The 16,502-nt window shown below is 68.2% G+C and carries 12 protein-coding genes; 7 read left to right on the top strand and 5 right to left on the bottom strand.

Annotated elements, in window-relative coordinates:
* Positions 1-137 precede the first annotated feature (137 nt).
* Positions 138-350, bottom strand: a complete 213-nt coding sequence (locus AB0H42_RS29125) for a hypothetical protein (RefSeq protein WP_357061851.1) — start codon at positions 348-350, stop codon at positions 138-140.
* 182 nt (positions 351-532) lie between these two features.
* On the opposite strand from AB0H42_RS29125, the gene coaE reads away from it, so the two are divergent.
* A complete protein-coding gene (gene coaE / locus AB0H42_RS29130) occupies positions 533-1,735 on the top strand; it encodes a dephospho-CoA kinase (RefSeq protein ID WP_357061853.1) in 1,203 nt (400 codons plus the stop codon).
* Positions 1,736-1,811: 76 nt separating this feature from the next.
* Here coaE and AB0H42_RS29135 read toward each other — a convergent pair whose 3' ends face one another.
* Positions 1,812-2,336 (bottom strand): DUF402 domain-containing protein, encoded by a 525-nt coding sequence (locus AB0H42_RS29135; RefSeq protein WP_357061855.1) that lies wholly within the window; start codon positions 2,334-2,336, stop codon positions 1,812-1,814.
* A 136-nt stretch (positions 2,337-2,472) separates the two neighbouring features.
* On the opposite strand from AB0H42_RS29135, the gene uvrB reads away from it, so the two are divergent.
* On the top strand, positions 2,473-4,665 hold the full coding sequence (gene uvrB, locus AB0H42_RS29140; RefSeq protein ID WP_357061858.1) for an excinuclease ABC subunit UvrB: 2,193 nt from the start codon (positions 2,473-2,475) through the stop codon (positions 4,663-4,665).
* Between the two features lie 29 nt (positions 4,666-4,694).
* On the opposite strand, the gene AB0H42_RS29145 is transcribed toward uvrB, so the two are convergent.
* The gene (locus AB0H42_RS29145; RefSeq protein WP_357061860.1) at positions 4,695-5,165 is read right to left on the bottom strand and encodes a VOC family protein; all 471 of its coding nucleotides are present in this window, start codon (positions 5,163-5,165) and stop codon (positions 4,695-4,697) included.
* A 406-nt stretch (positions 5,166-5,571) separates the two neighbouring features.
* Between AB0H42_RS29145 and AB0H42_RS29150 the strand changes: the two genes are divergently transcribed.
* The 3 genes from AB0H42_RS29150 to AB0H42_RS29160 all read left to right on the top strand — a co-directional run bounded on the left by AB0H42_RS29150 (position 5,572) and on the right by AB0H42_RS29160 (position 7,704).
* Positions 5,572-6,450: a helix-turn-helix domain-containing protein gene (locus tag AB0H42_RS29150; RefSeq protein WP_357061863.1), complete on the top strand. Its 879-nt coding sequence runs from the start codon at positions 5,572-5,574 to the stop codon at positions 6,448-6,450.
* 55 nt (positions 6,451-6,505) lie between these two features.
* Positions 6,506-6,919, top strand: a complete 414-nt coding sequence (locus AB0H42_RS29155; RefSeq protein WP_357061865.1) for a DoxX family protein — start codon at positions 6,506-6,508, stop codon at positions 6,917-6,919.
* A gap of 332 nt (positions 6,920-7,251) precedes the next feature.
* The gene (locus AB0H42_RS29160) at positions 7,252-7,704 is read left to right on the top strand and encodes a universal stress protein (RefSeq protein ID WP_357061868.1); all 453 of its coding nucleotides are present in this window, start codon (positions 7,252-7,254) and stop codon (positions 7,702-7,704) included.
* Between the two features lie 70 nt (positions 7,705-7,774).
* On the opposite strand, the gene AB0H42_RS29165 is transcribed toward AB0H42_RS29160, so the two are convergent.
* Positions 7,775-10,036 carry an ATP-binding domain-containing protein gene (locus AB0H42_RS29165; protein ID WP_357061992.1) on the bottom strand — a complete coding sequence of 754 codons (2,262 nt, stop codon included), beginning with the start codon at positions 10,034-10,036 and terminating at the stop codon, positions 7,775-7,777.
* A gap of 195 nt (positions 10,037-10,231) precedes the next feature.
* The gene (locus AB0H42_RS29170; RefSeq protein ID WP_357061871.1) at positions 10,232-11,563 is read right to left on the bottom strand and encodes a diguanylate cyclase; all 1,332 of its coding nucleotides are present in this window, start codon (positions 11,561-11,563) and stop codon (positions 10,232-10,234) included.
* A 155-nt stretch (positions 11,564-11,718) separates the two neighbouring features.
* Here AB0H42_RS29170 and AB0H42_RS29175 point away from each other — a divergent pair, with 155 nt between their 5' ends.
* Both AB0H42_RS29175 and uvrA read left to right on the top strand, forming a co-directional pair.
* Positions 11,719-12,891 (top strand): beta-ketoacyl synthase N-terminal-like domain-containing protein, encoded by a 1,173-nt coding sequence (locus AB0H42_RS29175; RefSeq protein ID WP_357061873.1) that lies wholly within the window; start codon positions 11,719-11,721, stop codon positions 12,889-12,891.
* Positions 12,892-13,273: 382 nt separating this feature from the next.
* Positions 13,274-16,306, top strand: coding sequence for an excinuclease ABC subunit UvrA (gene uvrA / locus AB0H42_RS29180; RefSeq protein ID WP_357061876.1), 3,033 nt, complete (start codon positions 13,274-13,276; stop codon positions 16,304-16,306).
* The last annotated feature ends 196 nt before the right edge of the window (positions 16,307-16,502 follow it).

Genomic DNA, 16,502 nt, shown 5'->3' on the forward strand with positions numbered 1-16,502 from the left:
GGCGCAGCCGCGAGTCTCGAGGGCTGAACGGCGGGACCTTCGGGGGCCTCGACCCCGCGCCGCCGAAGGCGGCGCCAGAAGCACAGCACACAACAGTGGCCCGGTCCGAGGACCGGGCCACCGTTGTCCGTCGGGAACTAACCTGCCGGGACCGGGACCCAGCGCGGCCAGACGATCGACGGACGCGGGCGGTGAGCGGCGAGACTGTGGCGGGGTGCGATGGTGAAAAGGCTCAGCCAGGGGCGGCGGTTCTTCGCCAGATACGCCGCCACGGCCGGAATGGTGAGACAGTGCACTCGCCCCGGCGCCCCCAGCCGGTGCCGGCCTGTGCGGTGGTACCTGATGCGCATGCTCGTTCCTTTGCTATCCGTAACAGAAGCGGTGAATCGGGGCGTGCACTCAGGCCGAACACTAACGCAGTCGCTGGCGTAATCAGGACATTTGCGCCGTTCCACCACGCCTGGGCGTGTCGAGCGGGTAATGCGCGAAACCTCGTCGCCGCGCCGGTACGGGCGGATGCGAGACTGGGCGAATGTTACGAATCGGCCTCACCGGCGGTATGGGAGCGGGCAAATCGACGGTCGCGCGAGCGCTCGTGGAACGGGGCGCGGTGCTCATCGACTCCGATGTCATCGCACGGGAAGTGGTCGCGGTCGGAACGCCGGGGCTCGCCGCCCTGGTCGAGGCGTTCGGCTCGGATATCCTGGCCGCGGACGGCAGCCTGGATCGTCCGGCGTTGGCGGCCAAGGCGTTTCGTGACGACGAAGCACGCACCACCTTGAACTCCATCACTCATCCGCTGGTCGGGCAGCGCACGGCCGAACTCTTCGCCGCCGCCGCACCGGACGCCATTGTGGTCCAGGATGTTCCGTTGCTGGTGGAGAACCATATGGCGCCTTTCATGAATCTGGTGCTGGTGGTGGATGTCGCCGCGGAGACCCGGATCCGGCGCCTGGTCGAACTCCGCGGGGTGGCCGAGGACGATGCGCGGGCGCGGATCGCGGCGCAGGCGACCGACGAGCAGCGCCGGGCCGTCGCCGATGTGCTGCTGGACAACAACGGCCCCGCCGGCGAGGTCGAAGCCGCTGTGGCGCGGCTGTGGAACGAGCGGTTGATCCCATTCGAGGCGAATATGCGTTCCGGCAGCGCGGTGCGGCCGGCGCCCCGGCTCGCGGACCCGGACCCGGAATGGCCCGCGCAGGCGCAGCGGCTGATCGCGCGGCTGCGAGTGGCCGCCGGTGCCGCCGCGGTGCGGATCGACCATATCGGTTCCACCGCGGTGCCCGGTCTGCCCGCGAAAGATCTGCTCGACCTGCAGATCACCGTGCCGGACCTCGCCGCGGCCGACGGTATCCGCGACGCGCTGGCCGCCGCCGGATTCCCGGTGATCCCACAGCACATCCACGACAACCCGAAGCCGGGCGCCGGGGCCGAGATGGATCCGGGGCGCTGGGAGAAACGTGTGCACGGTAGCGCCGATCCCGGGCGCCCGGCCTATGTCCATCTGCGGGTCGCCGGTGGGCCCGGGCAGGTGTTCGCGCTCGCCTTCCGCGACTGGCTGCGCGCCGAACCGGCCGCGCGGGCGGAATACGTCGAGGTGAAGCGGAAGGCGGCGGCTGCGGCCGACGGGCTCGGCCGCGAGGAAGCCGTCGCCGCCTACCTGACGGTCAAGGAACCCTGGTTCGATGCGGTGTACCAGCGGGTGCTCACCTGGCGGGCCGCGCATCCGGAGTAGCCGTAGCGGACGTGCCCGGGCTGCGCGCCCGCTCCGTGGAACGGGCGGGCCGGGTCCCGTCGCGCCGGACGGTGGGTTACAGCCAGGTGAGCGGCATATCCAGCGAGGCCGTCCAGGCCAGGAAGTCGTGGCCGTGGGCGGCGATACCGTCGATGGCCCGGGTGGCCGTGGCCACCGCCCGCTCCGCGGCGCGGGCGTCCAGCAGGCCCACGGTGTGCGCGGCCAGGAGTTCGTCGATGTCGAGGAGTTCGGTCTCCCGTCCCGTGCGGACCACCAGGTCGAGATAATGGTCTACCGAGCGCCATTTCTTCGGCCCGACCTCGCCGAATTCGCCGATATCGAGGTAATAGTCCTGATCGCGCCGATGGGCCGGATGGAAATGGAACACCGTCGAGCGCAGGTTCAATTCGGGGAGCAGCCAGGACTCGATGTAGTGGAATTGCGGGTGGTCGGCGGTCCGCGCCATATAGAGCCCCCAGGGCTCGAGGTGGTAGCGCTCCACATCGCGGACGAAACCCTTCGGATCGGTGTTCGTCAGTTCCGCGATATCGAAGTACTCCACCTTCGGCCGGTGGACGTCCACGCTCGGTGCCTGTGTCACAGCTGCTGAATCTACCCACTGGGCGGCCCGGGCGAGTAGGGGCCGCCGCTCGTCCCACCGGGCCCGGCCGCGGGACGTGGGCTCCGGCACAGGTAGCGGGCGGGATTCTGTCGGTGTCCGCGCTTAGTCTTGGGGAATGGCATTCGCAACCGAACTCCGTGCGGCCGGCGTCAGCGGGACCGAGGCCGACGGGGCGACTCCGCTGGCCCGATCGGAGTTCCGCCCGGTCGGTGAGATCGAACGCACCGGTGGGCGGTTCGAGGTGGTCAGCCCGCATCGGCCGGCCGGTGATCAGCCCGCCGCGATCGAGGAACTGGAGCGCCGGATCACCGCGGGTGAGCCCGATGTGGTGCTGCTCGGCGCGACCGGTACCGGTAAATCGGCGACCACGGCGTGGCTCATCGAACGGCTACAGCGGCCGACACTGGTGATGGCTCCGAACAAGACGCTGGCGGCGCAGCTGGCCAACGAACTGCGCGAGATGTTCCCGCACAACGCGGTGGAGTATTTCGTCTCCTATTACGACTATTACCAACCCGAGGCGTATATCGCGCAGACCGATACCTATATCGAGAAGGACAGCTCGATCAACGACGATGTGGAGCGCCTCCGCCATTCGGCGACCTCCGCGTTGCTGTCGCGCCGGGATGTGGTGGTGGTCGCCTCGGTGTCCTGTATCTACGGTCTGGGCACACCGCAGTCCTATCTGGACCGCTCCGTCCTGCTCGAGGTGGGCTCCGAGGTCGACCGCGACGCATTCCTCCGGATGCTGGTGGACGTCCAGTACACGCGCAACGATATGTCGTTCACACGGGGCTCGTTCCGGGTGCGCGGCGATACCGTCGAAATAATTCCGTCCTACGAGGAGCTGGCGGTCCGGATCGAATTCTTCGGCGACGAGATCGAGGAACTCTATTATCTGCACCCGCTCACCGGGGACGTCGTGCGCAAGGTGGATACGGTGCGTATCTTCCCGGCCACACATTATGTGGCGGGACCGGAGCGGATGGAACGGGCCGTCGTCGCTATCGAGGCCGAACTCGAGGAACGCCTCGCCGAGCTCGAGCGCAAGGGCAAACTGCTCGAGGCGCAGCGGTTGCGGATGCGTACCCAGTACGACCTCGAAATGATCCGGCAGGTCGGATTCTGCTCCGGTATCGAGAACTATTCGCGGCATATCGACGGCCGGCCCGCCGGTTCGGCGCCGGCCACCCTGCTGGACTATTTCCCGGACGATTTCCTGCTGGTGATCGACGAATCCCATGTGACCGTGCCGCAGATCGGTGGGATGTACGAGGGGGATATGTCGCGGAAGCGCAACCTCGTGGAATACGGTTTCCGGTTGCCCTCGGCGGTGGACAATCGCCCGCTCACCTGGGAGGAATTCGCCGAACGGATCGGGCAGGCGGTGTATCTTTCGGCCACCCCCGGCGACTACGAGCTCGGCCGCACCGGCGGTGAGGTGGTGGAGCAGGTCATCCGTCCCACCGGCCTGGTCGATCCGAAGGTCGAGGTGAAACCCACCAAGGGGCAGATCGACGACCTGCTGCACGAGATCCGGTTGCGGACCGAGCGCGACGAGCGGGTCCTGGTCACCACGCTCACCAAGAAGATGGCCGAGGATCTGACCGACTATCTGCTCGGTCTCGGCGTTCGGGTGCGTTATCTGCATTCCGAGATCGACACCCTGCGCCGGGTCGAGTTGCTGCGGCAGCTACGGCTGGGTGAGTACGACGTGCTGGTCGGGATCAACCTGCTCCGCGAGGGCCTGGACCTGCCCGAGGTATCGCTGGTCGCGATCCTGGACGCCGACAAGGAAGGCTTCCTGCGCAGTACGAAGAGCTTGATCCAGACCATCGGCCGGGCCGCCCGCAATGTGTCCGGTGAGGTGCACATGTACGCGGACAAGATCACCGCCTCGATGCGCGACGCGATCGACGAAACCGAGCGCCGGCGCGCCAAGCAGCTCGCCTACAACGCGGAAATGGGCATCGATCCGCAGCCGCTGCGCAAGAAGATCGCCGATATCCTCGACCAGGTCTATTCCGAGGCCGGCGACGAGGTGGAGGTCGGCGGTTCCGGTCGTAACGCCAGCCGTGGCCGGCGGGCCCAGGGTGAACCCGGTCGGGCGGTCAGCGCGGGCATTGTCGAGGGGCGCGATATCAAGTCCATGCCGCGCGCCGAGCTGGCCGACCTGGTCGCCGAACTGACCGATCAGATGATGAACGCGGCCCGCGAGCTGCAGTTCGAGCTCGCGGGCCGGCTGCGCGATGAAATCGCCGACTTGAAGAAGGAACTGCGCGGTATGGATGCGGCCGGACTGCAGTGACCGGATCCGGACCGCGCCGGCCATCGGGTTCAGGCCTGCGTGGCCATCCATTCGTTCACGCGACGCTCGGCCTCCTCGCGGGAGACGTCCTCCACCCGGGTCATCACGACCCAGCGATGGCCGAAGGGGTCCTTCAGGGCCGCGTACCGGTCGCCGGTGACGAAGGTGGCCGGGTCCTCGGCCACCCGGGCGCCGTGCTCCCGGGCACGGGCGATCACCGCGTCGACATCGGGGCAGTAGTGGACCAGCGAGGTGTGTACCCAGTCGCCGGTGGGCGCCAGCACATTCTGGTCCGGTACCGGGAGCCCCAGCTGGATGGTGGAATCGCCGATCTTCAGTTCGGCGTGGGCGGGTTGCCCGTCGGGCATATCGTTGCGCGAGATCACTTCGGCGCCGAACACCGCGGTATAGAAGTCGATGGCGGCATTGCCGTCGGAGACCGCGATGAACACGGTGATGGAGTGGTAACCCGCGGGGATGGGATCGACTGTTTCGCTCATGCCCATGACTCTGCCGCGCCGGGGCCGTGGATTCTTGTAAGAAAGCGACAGCCCACGACAGCTCCGCCCGGGCCCATCGGCGCCCCCGGGCGGCGCCGTCCGGCGGGTGGCGATCACCCGCCGTCCCCGGCCGCCCGCGCCGCGCCGCGCCGCCGGACCGGATACGGGTGCGCGAACCCGCGCCCGGCCGCCCGGCGTTCGACGGCGCGCCCGTGCGAGTACCCACCGCGGTCGATACCTCCGTATCCGGTCGCGGCGGGCATCGGTTGCCGCCCGATCCGACCGCCCGGCGTCACCACTGCCGGGGCGGCCCGGGGCCGCGTGCTCGCGTCCGGACGGTGGTCGTTCTCCGGCTACCGGATACCGGTGCCGAGACGGACCGGCCCGTGTGGGGACGGCAGCGGCCGTGGCTGATACGCGGATACCGGCGACCGACGTGCCTGCGGCCGGTGACCGCAAGGCGATCCTGCATCCGCATGAGCAGGAGCGGTACCGCACGCTGAACCGCCTGCCGGCGGGCGGCGCGGTATCGGACTACGTGGACTGGTACTGGTCGGTGCGCTGGGATGTGCGCGGCCGGGCGCCCTACCACGCCGAGGTTCTGCCGTATCCCTGCGTACACATCACCTTCGAACGCGACGGCGACCACCGCGGTGGTTTCGTCAACGGTGTCTGCACCAGGAAGTACGTCCGCGAACTGATCGGCCGGGGGGAGACCTTCGGCGTCCGGTTCCGGCCCGGCGGCTTCGGTGCGTTCACCGGGCTCGATGTCGGTGCGTTCCGGGATCGCGCGGTACCGCTGGACGAGGTGCTGCCCGATACCGGCGACCTCGTCGACCGGGTACTCGCCGAACCGGGTGATCCCGGCCGCCGCCGCCTGGTCGAGGAAGATCTCGGCACCCGCGCGCGCCGGCACGACCCCAACTATCGGCTCGTGCTGACGATCGCCGCCGCGATGGCCGGCGATCCCGAGCTGACCCGGGTCGATCAGGTCACGGAGCGATTCGGGGTACCGGTGCGCACACTGCAGCGGCTGTTCCGCCGCTATATCGGTGCGGGACCGAAATGGGTACTGCGGCGATATCGATTACAGGACGCAGCCGATCTACTCGCCCGCGGTCGTATCGCGGATCTGGCGGCGCTGGCGGCCGAACTCGGTTATTTCGATCAGGCGCATTTCACCCGTGAGTTCACGGCCGAAGTCGGAATGGCTCCCCTGGAATATGCCAAGAATTCGTTACGCTCGCGCGATGAGGTGACCTCCCAGGTCATGCCGGCCTCATAATCGGAGACGCCGCACGGGCGAAGCGGTACCGTCGGCGACAGATGAGGAGCTGTACATGGATGTCGTGGTGTTGATCGGCCGCGTGATGTTCGTCATTCTGTTCCTGAGTTCGGCGCTGGGGCATTTCACCCAGACCAAGGCCATGGCGGGTTACGCGCGGGCCAAGGGGGTACCGGTGCCGGAACTGGCGGTACGGGGGTCCGGGCTGCTCATGCTGCTGGGCAGTATCAGTATCCTGTTCGGGATCTGGGCCGACCTGGGCGCACTGCTGCTGCTGATCATGCTGGTCCCTACCATGATCATGATGCACGCCTTCTGGAAGGAAACCGAGGCCGAGGCCACCCAGGCGGAGACGATCCAGTTCAACAAGGACCTCGCACTCGCCGGCGCCTGCCTGATGCTGTTCGCGTTTTTCGCGCACACCGGGGAATTGGGCCTGACGATTACCGGTCCGCTGTTCTCCCTCTGATCGCGCCCGGAATGGTGCCGTTGCCAGCCGGATGCGATGAGCACCGGCACTGTGAGGAAAGTCCTACGGCGCCAAGGGTGTTCGCATTCCTTGTGACCCCTCACAGGTTTACCCGCGCCGGTAGGAGAAGTGCCAGGTAGACGCGGCATTCGTCGTTCGTCCGGGGCGAAATGTGAAACGCCACCGCCGTCGAACAAGTCTGTGATGTACAACGAATCGGGATATTCGAGCCGATGTTCCGGCTATGGTCTACGCAGTCGCTGCGCCGTCGCCCGACATTCCACGAGCTTCCGGCGCAGCCGCGTTTATACCCCGCACAGTTGGAGGAGAGAATGACCGCCTACCGGACCATTGTCGTCGGTACCGACGGCTCGGACTCGTCGTACGTCGCCGTGGAAAAGGCCGCGTCACTGGCCGGAGCCGCGGGCTCGACGTTGATTGTGGCCTGCGCCTACTACCCGACCGACGACCGTGATGTCGCCGCCGCGAGCGATATGCTCAAGGAGGAGGCGTACCAGGTTCGTGGTTCGGCGCCCACCAACGAGATCCTGCGCACCGCCCGCGACAAGGCCAGTGCCGCGGGGGCCAAGGAGATCGTCGAGAAGGCCATTGTCGGTGAACCGGTGGAATCCCTGCTCGACCTGGTCAAAGAGACCCAGGCCGATCTGCTCGTGGTCGGTAACCGTGGCCTGAACACCCTGGCCGGTCGGCTGCTGGGCTCCGTGCCTTCCGATGTGGCGCGCAAATCGAAGTCCGATGTGCTGATCGTGCACACCGTGCGCTGATACCGCGATCGCGGACCACCCGCCCCACCCGGAACTCGGTTTCCGGGCGGGGCGGCGCGGTCGATCGGCGTCACTCGGCCAGTCGGCCCAACTCCGGGGGGAGATCTGCGCTGTGCACCACGGTGAGCCGTTGGGTGGCGCGGGTGATCGCGACGTACAGGTCGTTTCGGCCGCGCGGTGATTCGGCGATCACCGCGGCCGGTTCCACCAGATACACCGCGTCGAACTCCAGGCCTTTCGCTTCGGTCACCGTCAGCACGCGCACGTATTCGCTTGCCAACCCGGATAATTCGTCCACCAGGGCGGTCGGTGTCAGCACCGCGGCGGTGCCCGGGCCCCGCTCCTCGGCGAGTACACCGGAAAGCTTCGCCGGCAGGCGCGCCGCCGGGACCCGGTGCGCCCGTGGCGGCACGCCCGAATCGCGGACCGAGCGCGGCACCTCGGCGGTGGGGTCGATCGCGGCCAGTACGTCCGCCGCCACCGTCATGATCTCCGACGGGGTCCGGTAGTTGACGGTGAGCTCGGTGCGTTTCCACCGTTTGGCCACATACGGTTCCAACATATCCGCCCACGAGCTCGCGCCCGCCGGATCACCGGTCTGCGCGATATCGCCGACCACGGTGATCCATCGATTCGGGATCCGGCGCATCACCATGCGCCAGGCCATCTCCGACAGTTCCTGTGCTTCGTCCACGATCACGTGCCCGTAGGTCCAGGTGCGATCGCCCGCGGCACGTTCGGCGGTGGTCTGGCGGTTGCGCACCTGCTGACGTTCGGCCAGCTGGCTTGCGTCGATGAGGTCGTAGGCCATCAGGATCTCCGGGTCGAGTTCGTCCTCGAGGTCCTGCGGGGCCGATCCGGTCAGGATGTCCAGGGCGTCCTGTGCCTCGGCGAGCTGGGTGCGCCAGCGCCGCCGGGCGCGTTCGCGTTCCTCGGCGTCGTCGGTGCCCAGCAGTTCGGCGAGTTCGTCCAGCAACGGGGCGTCGGCGGCACTGAATTCGCCGGTACCGGTGCGCAGCAATTCGGCTCGGTCGGCCGGCTCGAGCACCTTGCCGGCGGCGCGCTCCAGCCGGTCCGGGTCGGCGAACAGATCGCCCAGCACCTGCTGTGGCGTGAGCATCGGCCACAACTCGGCCAGCACGCGCTGGACCTTCGGGTCGGCGCGCAACTCGTCGCCGATCTCGGATAGATCCGCAGCACTGAGCAGGCTGCGGCCGTTACCGGCCGGGTCGGCGCCCATGGTCTGCGCGAGCTGGTCGGTGAGCGCCTCGATCACCATCGACGCGAAGATGGGCCGCGCCAGGTTGTGCGGGCGACGCGAGGAGCGGGCCCGGCCGCGGGCCCGGGTGACGATCTTGCGGTCCAGGGTCACCGGGTATCCGTCGAAGCTCAGGGTGATCGGTTCACCCGGCACCTGCTGGCGGTCGCGTACGGCGTTCTTCAGGATGTCCAGCACACTCGTCGAGCCCTTCAGCTCCCCGGCGCGCAGCGAGTCGGTGAGCGTGGCCTTCACGCCCGGGTACAGATCGCCGATGGTGGACAGTAGGACCCCGGTTTCACCGAGGGACGGCAACACCTGACCGATGTAGTCCAGGAAGGTGGCGTTGGGGCCGATGATGAGTACGCCGCTCTTGGCCAGCTGCTGGCGATAGGTGTACAGGAGATAGGCGGCACGGTGCAGGGCGACAGCGGTCTTACCGGTGCCCGGCCCGCCCTGCACGACGAGCACGCTCTTGTGCTCGGCGCGGATGATCGCGTCCTGTTCGCTCTGGATCGTCTCCACGATGTCGGCCATCTGGCCGGTGCGGGCGGCGTTCAGCGCGGCCAGCAGGGCGCTCTCGCTGCCGACGCCGCCCTCGGAGGTCGTGACCCCGGCTCGGTGCGCGACCTCCAGATCGAGGTATTCGTCGTTGACCGCGGTCACCCGGCGGTTGCGGGAGCGGATATGGCGACGCCGCAACACTCCGTCCGGCGCCGCGGTGGTGGCCAGGTAGAACGGCCGCGCCAGCGGGGCCCGCCAATCGAGCAGCAGGGGTTCGTAGTCGTTGTCCTCGTCGAGGATGCCCAGCCGGCCGATATAGCGCTGTTCCGGATCGTCGTCCGCGGCCGTGAGATCGATGCGGCCGAAACACAGGCCGTGCTCGGCGGCGTCGTATTTGGCCAGGTCCTCGGTGTAGAGCTGCGTGAACGACTCCCGTTCGGTACGGGCCTGCGGGGTCCCCCCGGTTTCCAGCAGGACGGTGCGCAGCCGATTGTCGGCGTAGGCGCGCATCCCGTCGAGCCGCTCGTACAGCACCGACAGGTACGCCTGTTCGTGGTCGAGGTCCCGCATCGCCGGATCTGGAGGCGCCACCTCGGGAGCCGGTTCGGTGGGGCGTTCCTCGGTGCGGTTGTCGGGCAAGTTCTGACTCCTTCTCACCCACGGCGGGACGGGCTCGGCGGGACACGGCGGGATGGCGTGCACAGAGTTGTCGAGTCTACTGCGGGTTCGTATCGGATGTTGTTCGCGCAGGTCACATCGGCGGGATCACGAGACGTGCGAGTTGTCGCCGCGCATTCCGCGCCCGCGCGTGCCATCGCGCCGGCTCGGCGATTTGGCCTCGTACATGGCCACGTCGGCATCGTGCAGGACCGCTTCCGGGGTGCGCGTATCGCCGGGTTCCAAGGTGGTCACCCCGATGGACGCGTTCACCGCGATCCGGTGCCCCCGGGCGACGATCGGTTCGGCCATGGCGGCCCGCAATCGCCGGACCAGCGGTTCGAGCTCTTCATCGCCGGGCCGCCCGGCCAGCAGGACCAGGAATTCGTCCCCGCCGAGCCGGCCCACCAGATCCTCGCTGCGCAGCGCGCGCTGTAGCCGATGCGCGACGATCCGCAGCACCGTGTCGCCGATGGCGTGGCCCATGGTGTCGTTGATCGATTTGAAGCCGTCGAGGTCGATGAACATCACCGTGGACACCCGGTGCGTACCGCTGGCCGCGAGCGCTGCGGACAGCTGCGACAGGATCAGCGACCGGTTGGCCAGTCCGGTGAGCGGATCATGGGTGGCCTGGTATTCGAGCTGCCGGCGGCTGGCCAGGTATTCGGTGATATCGGCGAACGAGCACACCGCGGCCGTGCCCTGCTCGTCGGGATTCAGCAGCCGGCTCGATACCGCCAGCCAGCGGCGCTGACCGTCGGGGCGGACGATCGCGAAAACGTACGCGGTGACGGTTTCGCCGGTGGCCAGTGTGCGCGCCACCGGATGCCGTTCCCTGGGCATGGGTTGGCCGTTCGAGTCCAGCAGTTCCAGCGGCAGCGTGGTGATATTGGAGCCCACCAGCGGTATCCGGTCGTCTATTCCGAAGATCCGGCGGGCGGCGGGGTTGGCCGAGGCGATGGTCCCATCCCGATAGAAAACAGCCACCCCTTCTTCGAGCTGCGAGACCACCGTGGTGAAGTGCTGTTCGGCCCGCCGTTGGGCGCGTTCGGCCGCTTTCTGGGCCGTCAGATCGTGGATCACCACCTGGTAGGCGAGGCGATCGTGCCACGCGGTGAGCACCGAGACGGTCTCCACCGGAACCTCGCGCCCGTCCAGTGCCAGTAACACCATCTCGGTGGGTTCGGACGCGTTACCCGTCGCGGTCAGACCGGCGATGCGCTCGTACATGGGCTGGCGGAAATCGGGGTGCACGAAACGGGCGATGTGCTGCCCGAGGACCTCGGCGAGGTTCTTGGCGCCCATGATCCGCAGGGCCGCCGGATTGGCGTAGACGACGATGCCGCGTTCGTGCACACAGATGCCGTCGGGGGAGTGCTCGACCAGGGAGCGGTACCGATGCGCGAGTTGCTCGGCGGCGGACGCCCTGCGCTCTCCCATACCAACCCCCATCGTCGGCGGACCCGGACATTCAAACACGGCTCTACTCCGGTATCCACACGCATAAAATCGGACATAGTAGACGTGATCTGGATTGATCACGCCAAGACGTGTTCCCGGCGGTGCCGAGGGCGGGAACCGGCGAGGAGATTGTCATGGCGGGGACCGGATTCAGCATCGATCTTATGTCGATCATCGGGATCGGTGCGGTCACCGGATACGGATGGGGGCGGGAGACGTTCTGGGAGGGAATTCTGAGCGGGCGCTCCGCGGCCCGGTTCGAACCCGGCTACGGAATCGACCCCGCGACCGGGGGCTGGGCCGCGCTGGTGCCCGAGGGCGGCGATCCCGCCAACGGCACCCGGTACGGGCGCGCGGTGTTCGCGGCGGTCGACGAGGCGGTCGCCGATGCCCGGGCCCGCGGCTGGGAACCCGGCGCGCGAGTCGGGCTGGTGCACGCGGCCGTGCTCGGCGACGTCCGGCACCAGCGGGACTTCTCCGGTCCCGCCGGCACCGGGTTCCGTGGCCGGGACTTCCTGCGGCTGCTCCCGTCCACCCCGGCCTCGGTGGTGACCCAGGCGTTCGGGTTCACCGGCCCGGTGATGGGAGTGTCCGCCGCGTGCAGTTCGGCCAATGTCGCGATACTGCAGGCCCGGCTGTGGTTGGCCGCCGGGCTGGTGGACGAGGTGGTGTGCGTGGCCTCGGACCTGTCGGCCACCCCGGAACTGGTGCGGCAGTTCGCGAACCTCGGCGCCGCGGTGGTCGATGTCGAATCGCTGCAGGGATGCCGGCCGTTCCAGGAGGGCAGCCGGGGATTCAGTGTGGGGGAGGCGGCGGTGGGGTTCGTCCTGAGTCGCGGATCCGGCCGGGCCTACGCCCGGATCCTCGGCGGGGCGATGAACAGCGAAGCGCACCATGTGGTCTCGGTGGAACCGAGCCACGATCGGATCGTGGACTGCGTACGGGGCGCACTGTTCGACGCCGGTGTCGGCGCGGCCGATATCGGTTACCTCAACGCGCACGGTACGGGGACCGCCCAGTGCGACCGGGCCGAACGCGATGTGCTCGCCCGCGTGTTCGACGACCGGCCCGCGGTGTACTCGATGAAGCCGCTGGCCGGGCATTGCCAGTCCGCGTCGGGTGCCGTGGAGCTCGCGGCCGCGGCGCTGGGATACGAGCGCGGCGTCATTCCGGCGCCGCCCGCGGTGGCGCCGGCGCATCCACGGCTGCTGAGCGGGCCGGCACCGGCGGGTCCGGCGCTGACCGCGAAGCTGTCGCTCGGGATGGGCGGGAACAACTCCACGGTGATCCTGGGTCCGGCCGTCTGACGGCCGGACCGGGGGCGGGAGTGGCCGGTGCCACGCCCCCTGGACACCCCGGGTTGGCCTACTCTGGACTGGTGAGCCCGTCCGGCCGGCGCGTGCCGCCGGTTGCCGGCGCCCGCCCCGAGATCCTGCCGGGGCGCCCCCGATGAGGGTAGGCGCGGCAGTCGGGTCACACCCCGTGACCGCCCGGGACCGGCCGTCCGGCGAAACTTGTCGGTGGTCGGTCCTACCATCACCGCGGGCCCGCCGTGTGGCCCGGGCCGCGGATACCGGCCGGGCGGATCGGGCCGTTCACCGTGCTGTCGCGGCCACGGTATGACCCACACGCTGCGACGGGCGCGGCGGCACTAGCGACGACGAACGATGACGAGAAGGGACCGACCTGGTGGCGGAACGCCTGACTGTGCGCGGAGCACGGGAGCACAACCTCAAGGGAGTCGACCTCGATCTGCCCCGCGACAGTCTCATCGTCTTCACCGGTTTGTCCGGGTCGGGTAAATCCAGCCTGGCGTTCGACACGATTTTCGCGGAGGGGCAGCGCCGCTACGTGGAATCGTTGTCGGCCTACGCCCGGCAGTTCCTCGGCCAGATGGACAAACCCGATGTGGACTTCATCGAGGGGCTCTCACCCGCCGTCTCGATCGACCAGAAATCCACCAACCGCAACCCCCGGTCCACGGTCGGCACCATCACCGAGGTCCACGACTATCTGCGGCTGCTGTACGCCCGCGCCGGTGTCCCGCACTGCCCGGTGTGCTCGGAGCTGATCGCCAAACAGACCCCGCAGCAGATCGTCGACCAGGTCCTGGCCATGGAAACGGGCGTCCGGTTCCAGGTGCTGGCGCCGGTGGTGCGCACCCGTAAGGGTGAGTTCGTCGACCTCTTCGACCAGCTGCACGCGCAGGGATACGCCCGGGTCCGGGTGGACGGGGTGGTATATCCGCTCACCGATCCGCCGAAGCTCAAGAAGCAGGAGAAGCACGATGTCGAGGTGGTGGTGGACCGCCTCGCCGTGAAACCGACCGCCAAACAGCGACTCACCGATTCCATCGAAACGGCGCTGCGTCTCGCCGATGGCATCGTGGTGCTCGATTTCGTGGATCGGGACGAGCACGCACACGACCGGGAGCGCCGCTTCTCCGAGAAACTGGCGTGTCCCAACGGCCATCCCCTCGATATCGAGGACCTCGAGCCACGTTCGTTCTCCTTCAACTCGCCCTACGGCGCCTGCCCCGACTGCACCGGTCTGGGTATCCGCAAGGAGGTCGATCCGGAACTGGTGGTGCCCGATCCGGAGCTGAGCCTGGCCGACGGGGCCATCGCGCCGTGGTCGCGCGGGCAGAGCGCCGAATACTTCCTGCGACTGCTGTCCGGGCTGGCGGCGGCGCAGGGTTTCGACCTGGACACCCCCTGGCGGGACCTGCCGCCGCGGGCGCGTAAGGCGGTCCTCGAGGGCAGTTCCGACCAGGTGCACATCGTCTACACCAACCGCTACGGCCGCAAACGCTCCTACTACGCAGATTTCGAAGGGGTCATGCCGTTCCTGCAGCGACGGCTGGACTCCACCGAGTCCGAGCAGATGAAGGAGCACTACGAGGGCTATATGCGCGATGTGCCGTGCCCGGTCTGCAACGGCGCGCGATTGCGGCCGGAGATCCTGGCGGTCACCCTCACGGCGGATTCGGAGCGGAAGTCGATCGCCGAGGTCAGCGAACTGTCCATCCGCGACTGCTCACAGTTCCTGAACGCGCTGACCCTGGGCGAACGGCAGGCGGCCATTGCCGGGCAGGTGCTCAAAGAGGTGCAGGCGCGGCTGGGCTTCCTGCTCGATGTCGGTCTGGACTATCTGACCCTGTCCCGGGCCGCGGCCACCCTCTCCGGTGGTGAGGCGCAGCGCATCCGGCTGGCAACCCAGATCGGGTCCGGCCTGGTCGGGGTGCTCTACGTGTTGGACGAGCCGTCCATCGGCCTGCACCAGCGCGATAATCGGCGCCTCATCGAAACGCTGACCCGATTGAAGAACCTCGGCAACACGCTGATCGTGGTCGAGCACGACGAGGACACCATCCGGGCCTCGGACTGGGTGGTCGATATCGGTCCGCTCGCCGGCGAACACGGCGGCCGGGTGGTGCACAGCGGCACCTACGCCGACCTGCTCACCGACGAGAACTCGCTGACCGGGGCCTATCTGTCGGGCCGGGAACGGATCGAGATCCCGCTGGTGCGGCGCCCGGTGAACAAGAAGCGGCGGGTCACCGTGGTCGGGGCGACCGAGAACAATCTCCGGGGTATCGATGTGGCCTTCCCGCTGGGCGTGCTCACCGCGGTCACCGGCGTTTCCGGGTCCGGTAAGTCCACCCTGGTCAACGACATCCTGGCGACCGTGATGGCCAACAAGCTGAACGGCGCCCGACAGGTACCGGGCCGGCACACCCGGGTCAACGGTCTCGATCAGCTGGACAAGCTGGTGCGGGTGGACCAGTCGCCCATCGGGCGTACGCCGCGGTCCAATCCGGCCACTTACACCGGGGTGTTCGACAAGATCCGCAGCCTGTTCGCCTCCACCACCGAGGCCAAGGTGCGCGGATACCAGCCGGGCCGGTTCTCGTTCAATGTGAAGGGCGGTCGGTGCGAAGCCTGCTCCGGCGACGGCACGCTCAAGATCGAGATGAACTTCCTGCCGGATGTATACGTGCCGTGCGAGGTCTGCCACGGCGCCCGCTACAACCGGGAAACCCTCGAGGTGCACTACAAGGGCAAGACCATCGCCGAGGTCCTCGATATGCCCATCGAGGAGGCCGCCGAGTTCTTCGAACCGGTCACCTCCATCCACCGTTACCTATCGACCCTGGTCGATGTGGGGCTGGGATATGTGCGGCTCGGGCAGAGCGCGACGACGCTGTCCGGTGGTGAGGCGCAGCGCGTGAAACTGGCCGCCGAACTGCAAAAACGCTCCAACGGGCGGACGGTCTACATTCTCGACGAACCCACCACCGGCCTGCACTTCGAGGATATCCGCAAACTGCTCGCGGTGATCAACGGCCTGGTGGACAAGGGCAACACGGTGATCGTCATCGAGCACAACCTCGACGTGATCAAGACCGCGGACTGGGTGATCGATATGGGTCCCGAGGGCGGTTCGGGCGGCGGCACGGTGGTCGGTGACGGGACACCCGAGGACATCGCGGCCAACCCGGACAGCTACACCGGCCAGTTCCTGAACGAAATCCTGGCCGAGCCGGCCGCACCGGCACCCGCGGCCCCGGGTAAGGCCGCGGCGAAGAAGTCCGCCTCGGCGGCCCGCAAGGCCGCGGCACCGGCGAAAAAGAAGACCGCCGGTCCAGCGGAAGCCACCGCGGCGGCACCGGACCCACAGAAGGCGAAACGTCTCGCCCGCAAGGCCGCTGCCCTGCGCTGAGGGAGGGGCCGGGCACGTCCGGCTCGGCGCCGGGCGGCCCGGCTGCCGCCGGGCCCGATCTCTCGACGCCGGCGACTGCTGCCCACGCCGGAGGCCGGTCGCGCCGATTCGGCGGGACCGGCGAGACGCCGGTTACGGGTGCCGAACCAGGCGAGTTCGAGGTACGCACTGCCGGTCCGGAGCCGGGCCGGTGGCA

It is taken from the genome of Nocardia sp. NPDC050799 (assembly GCF_040654015.1).
Lineage (GTDB): Bacteria > Actinomycetota > Actinomycetes > Mycobacteriales > Mycobacteriaceae > Nocardia.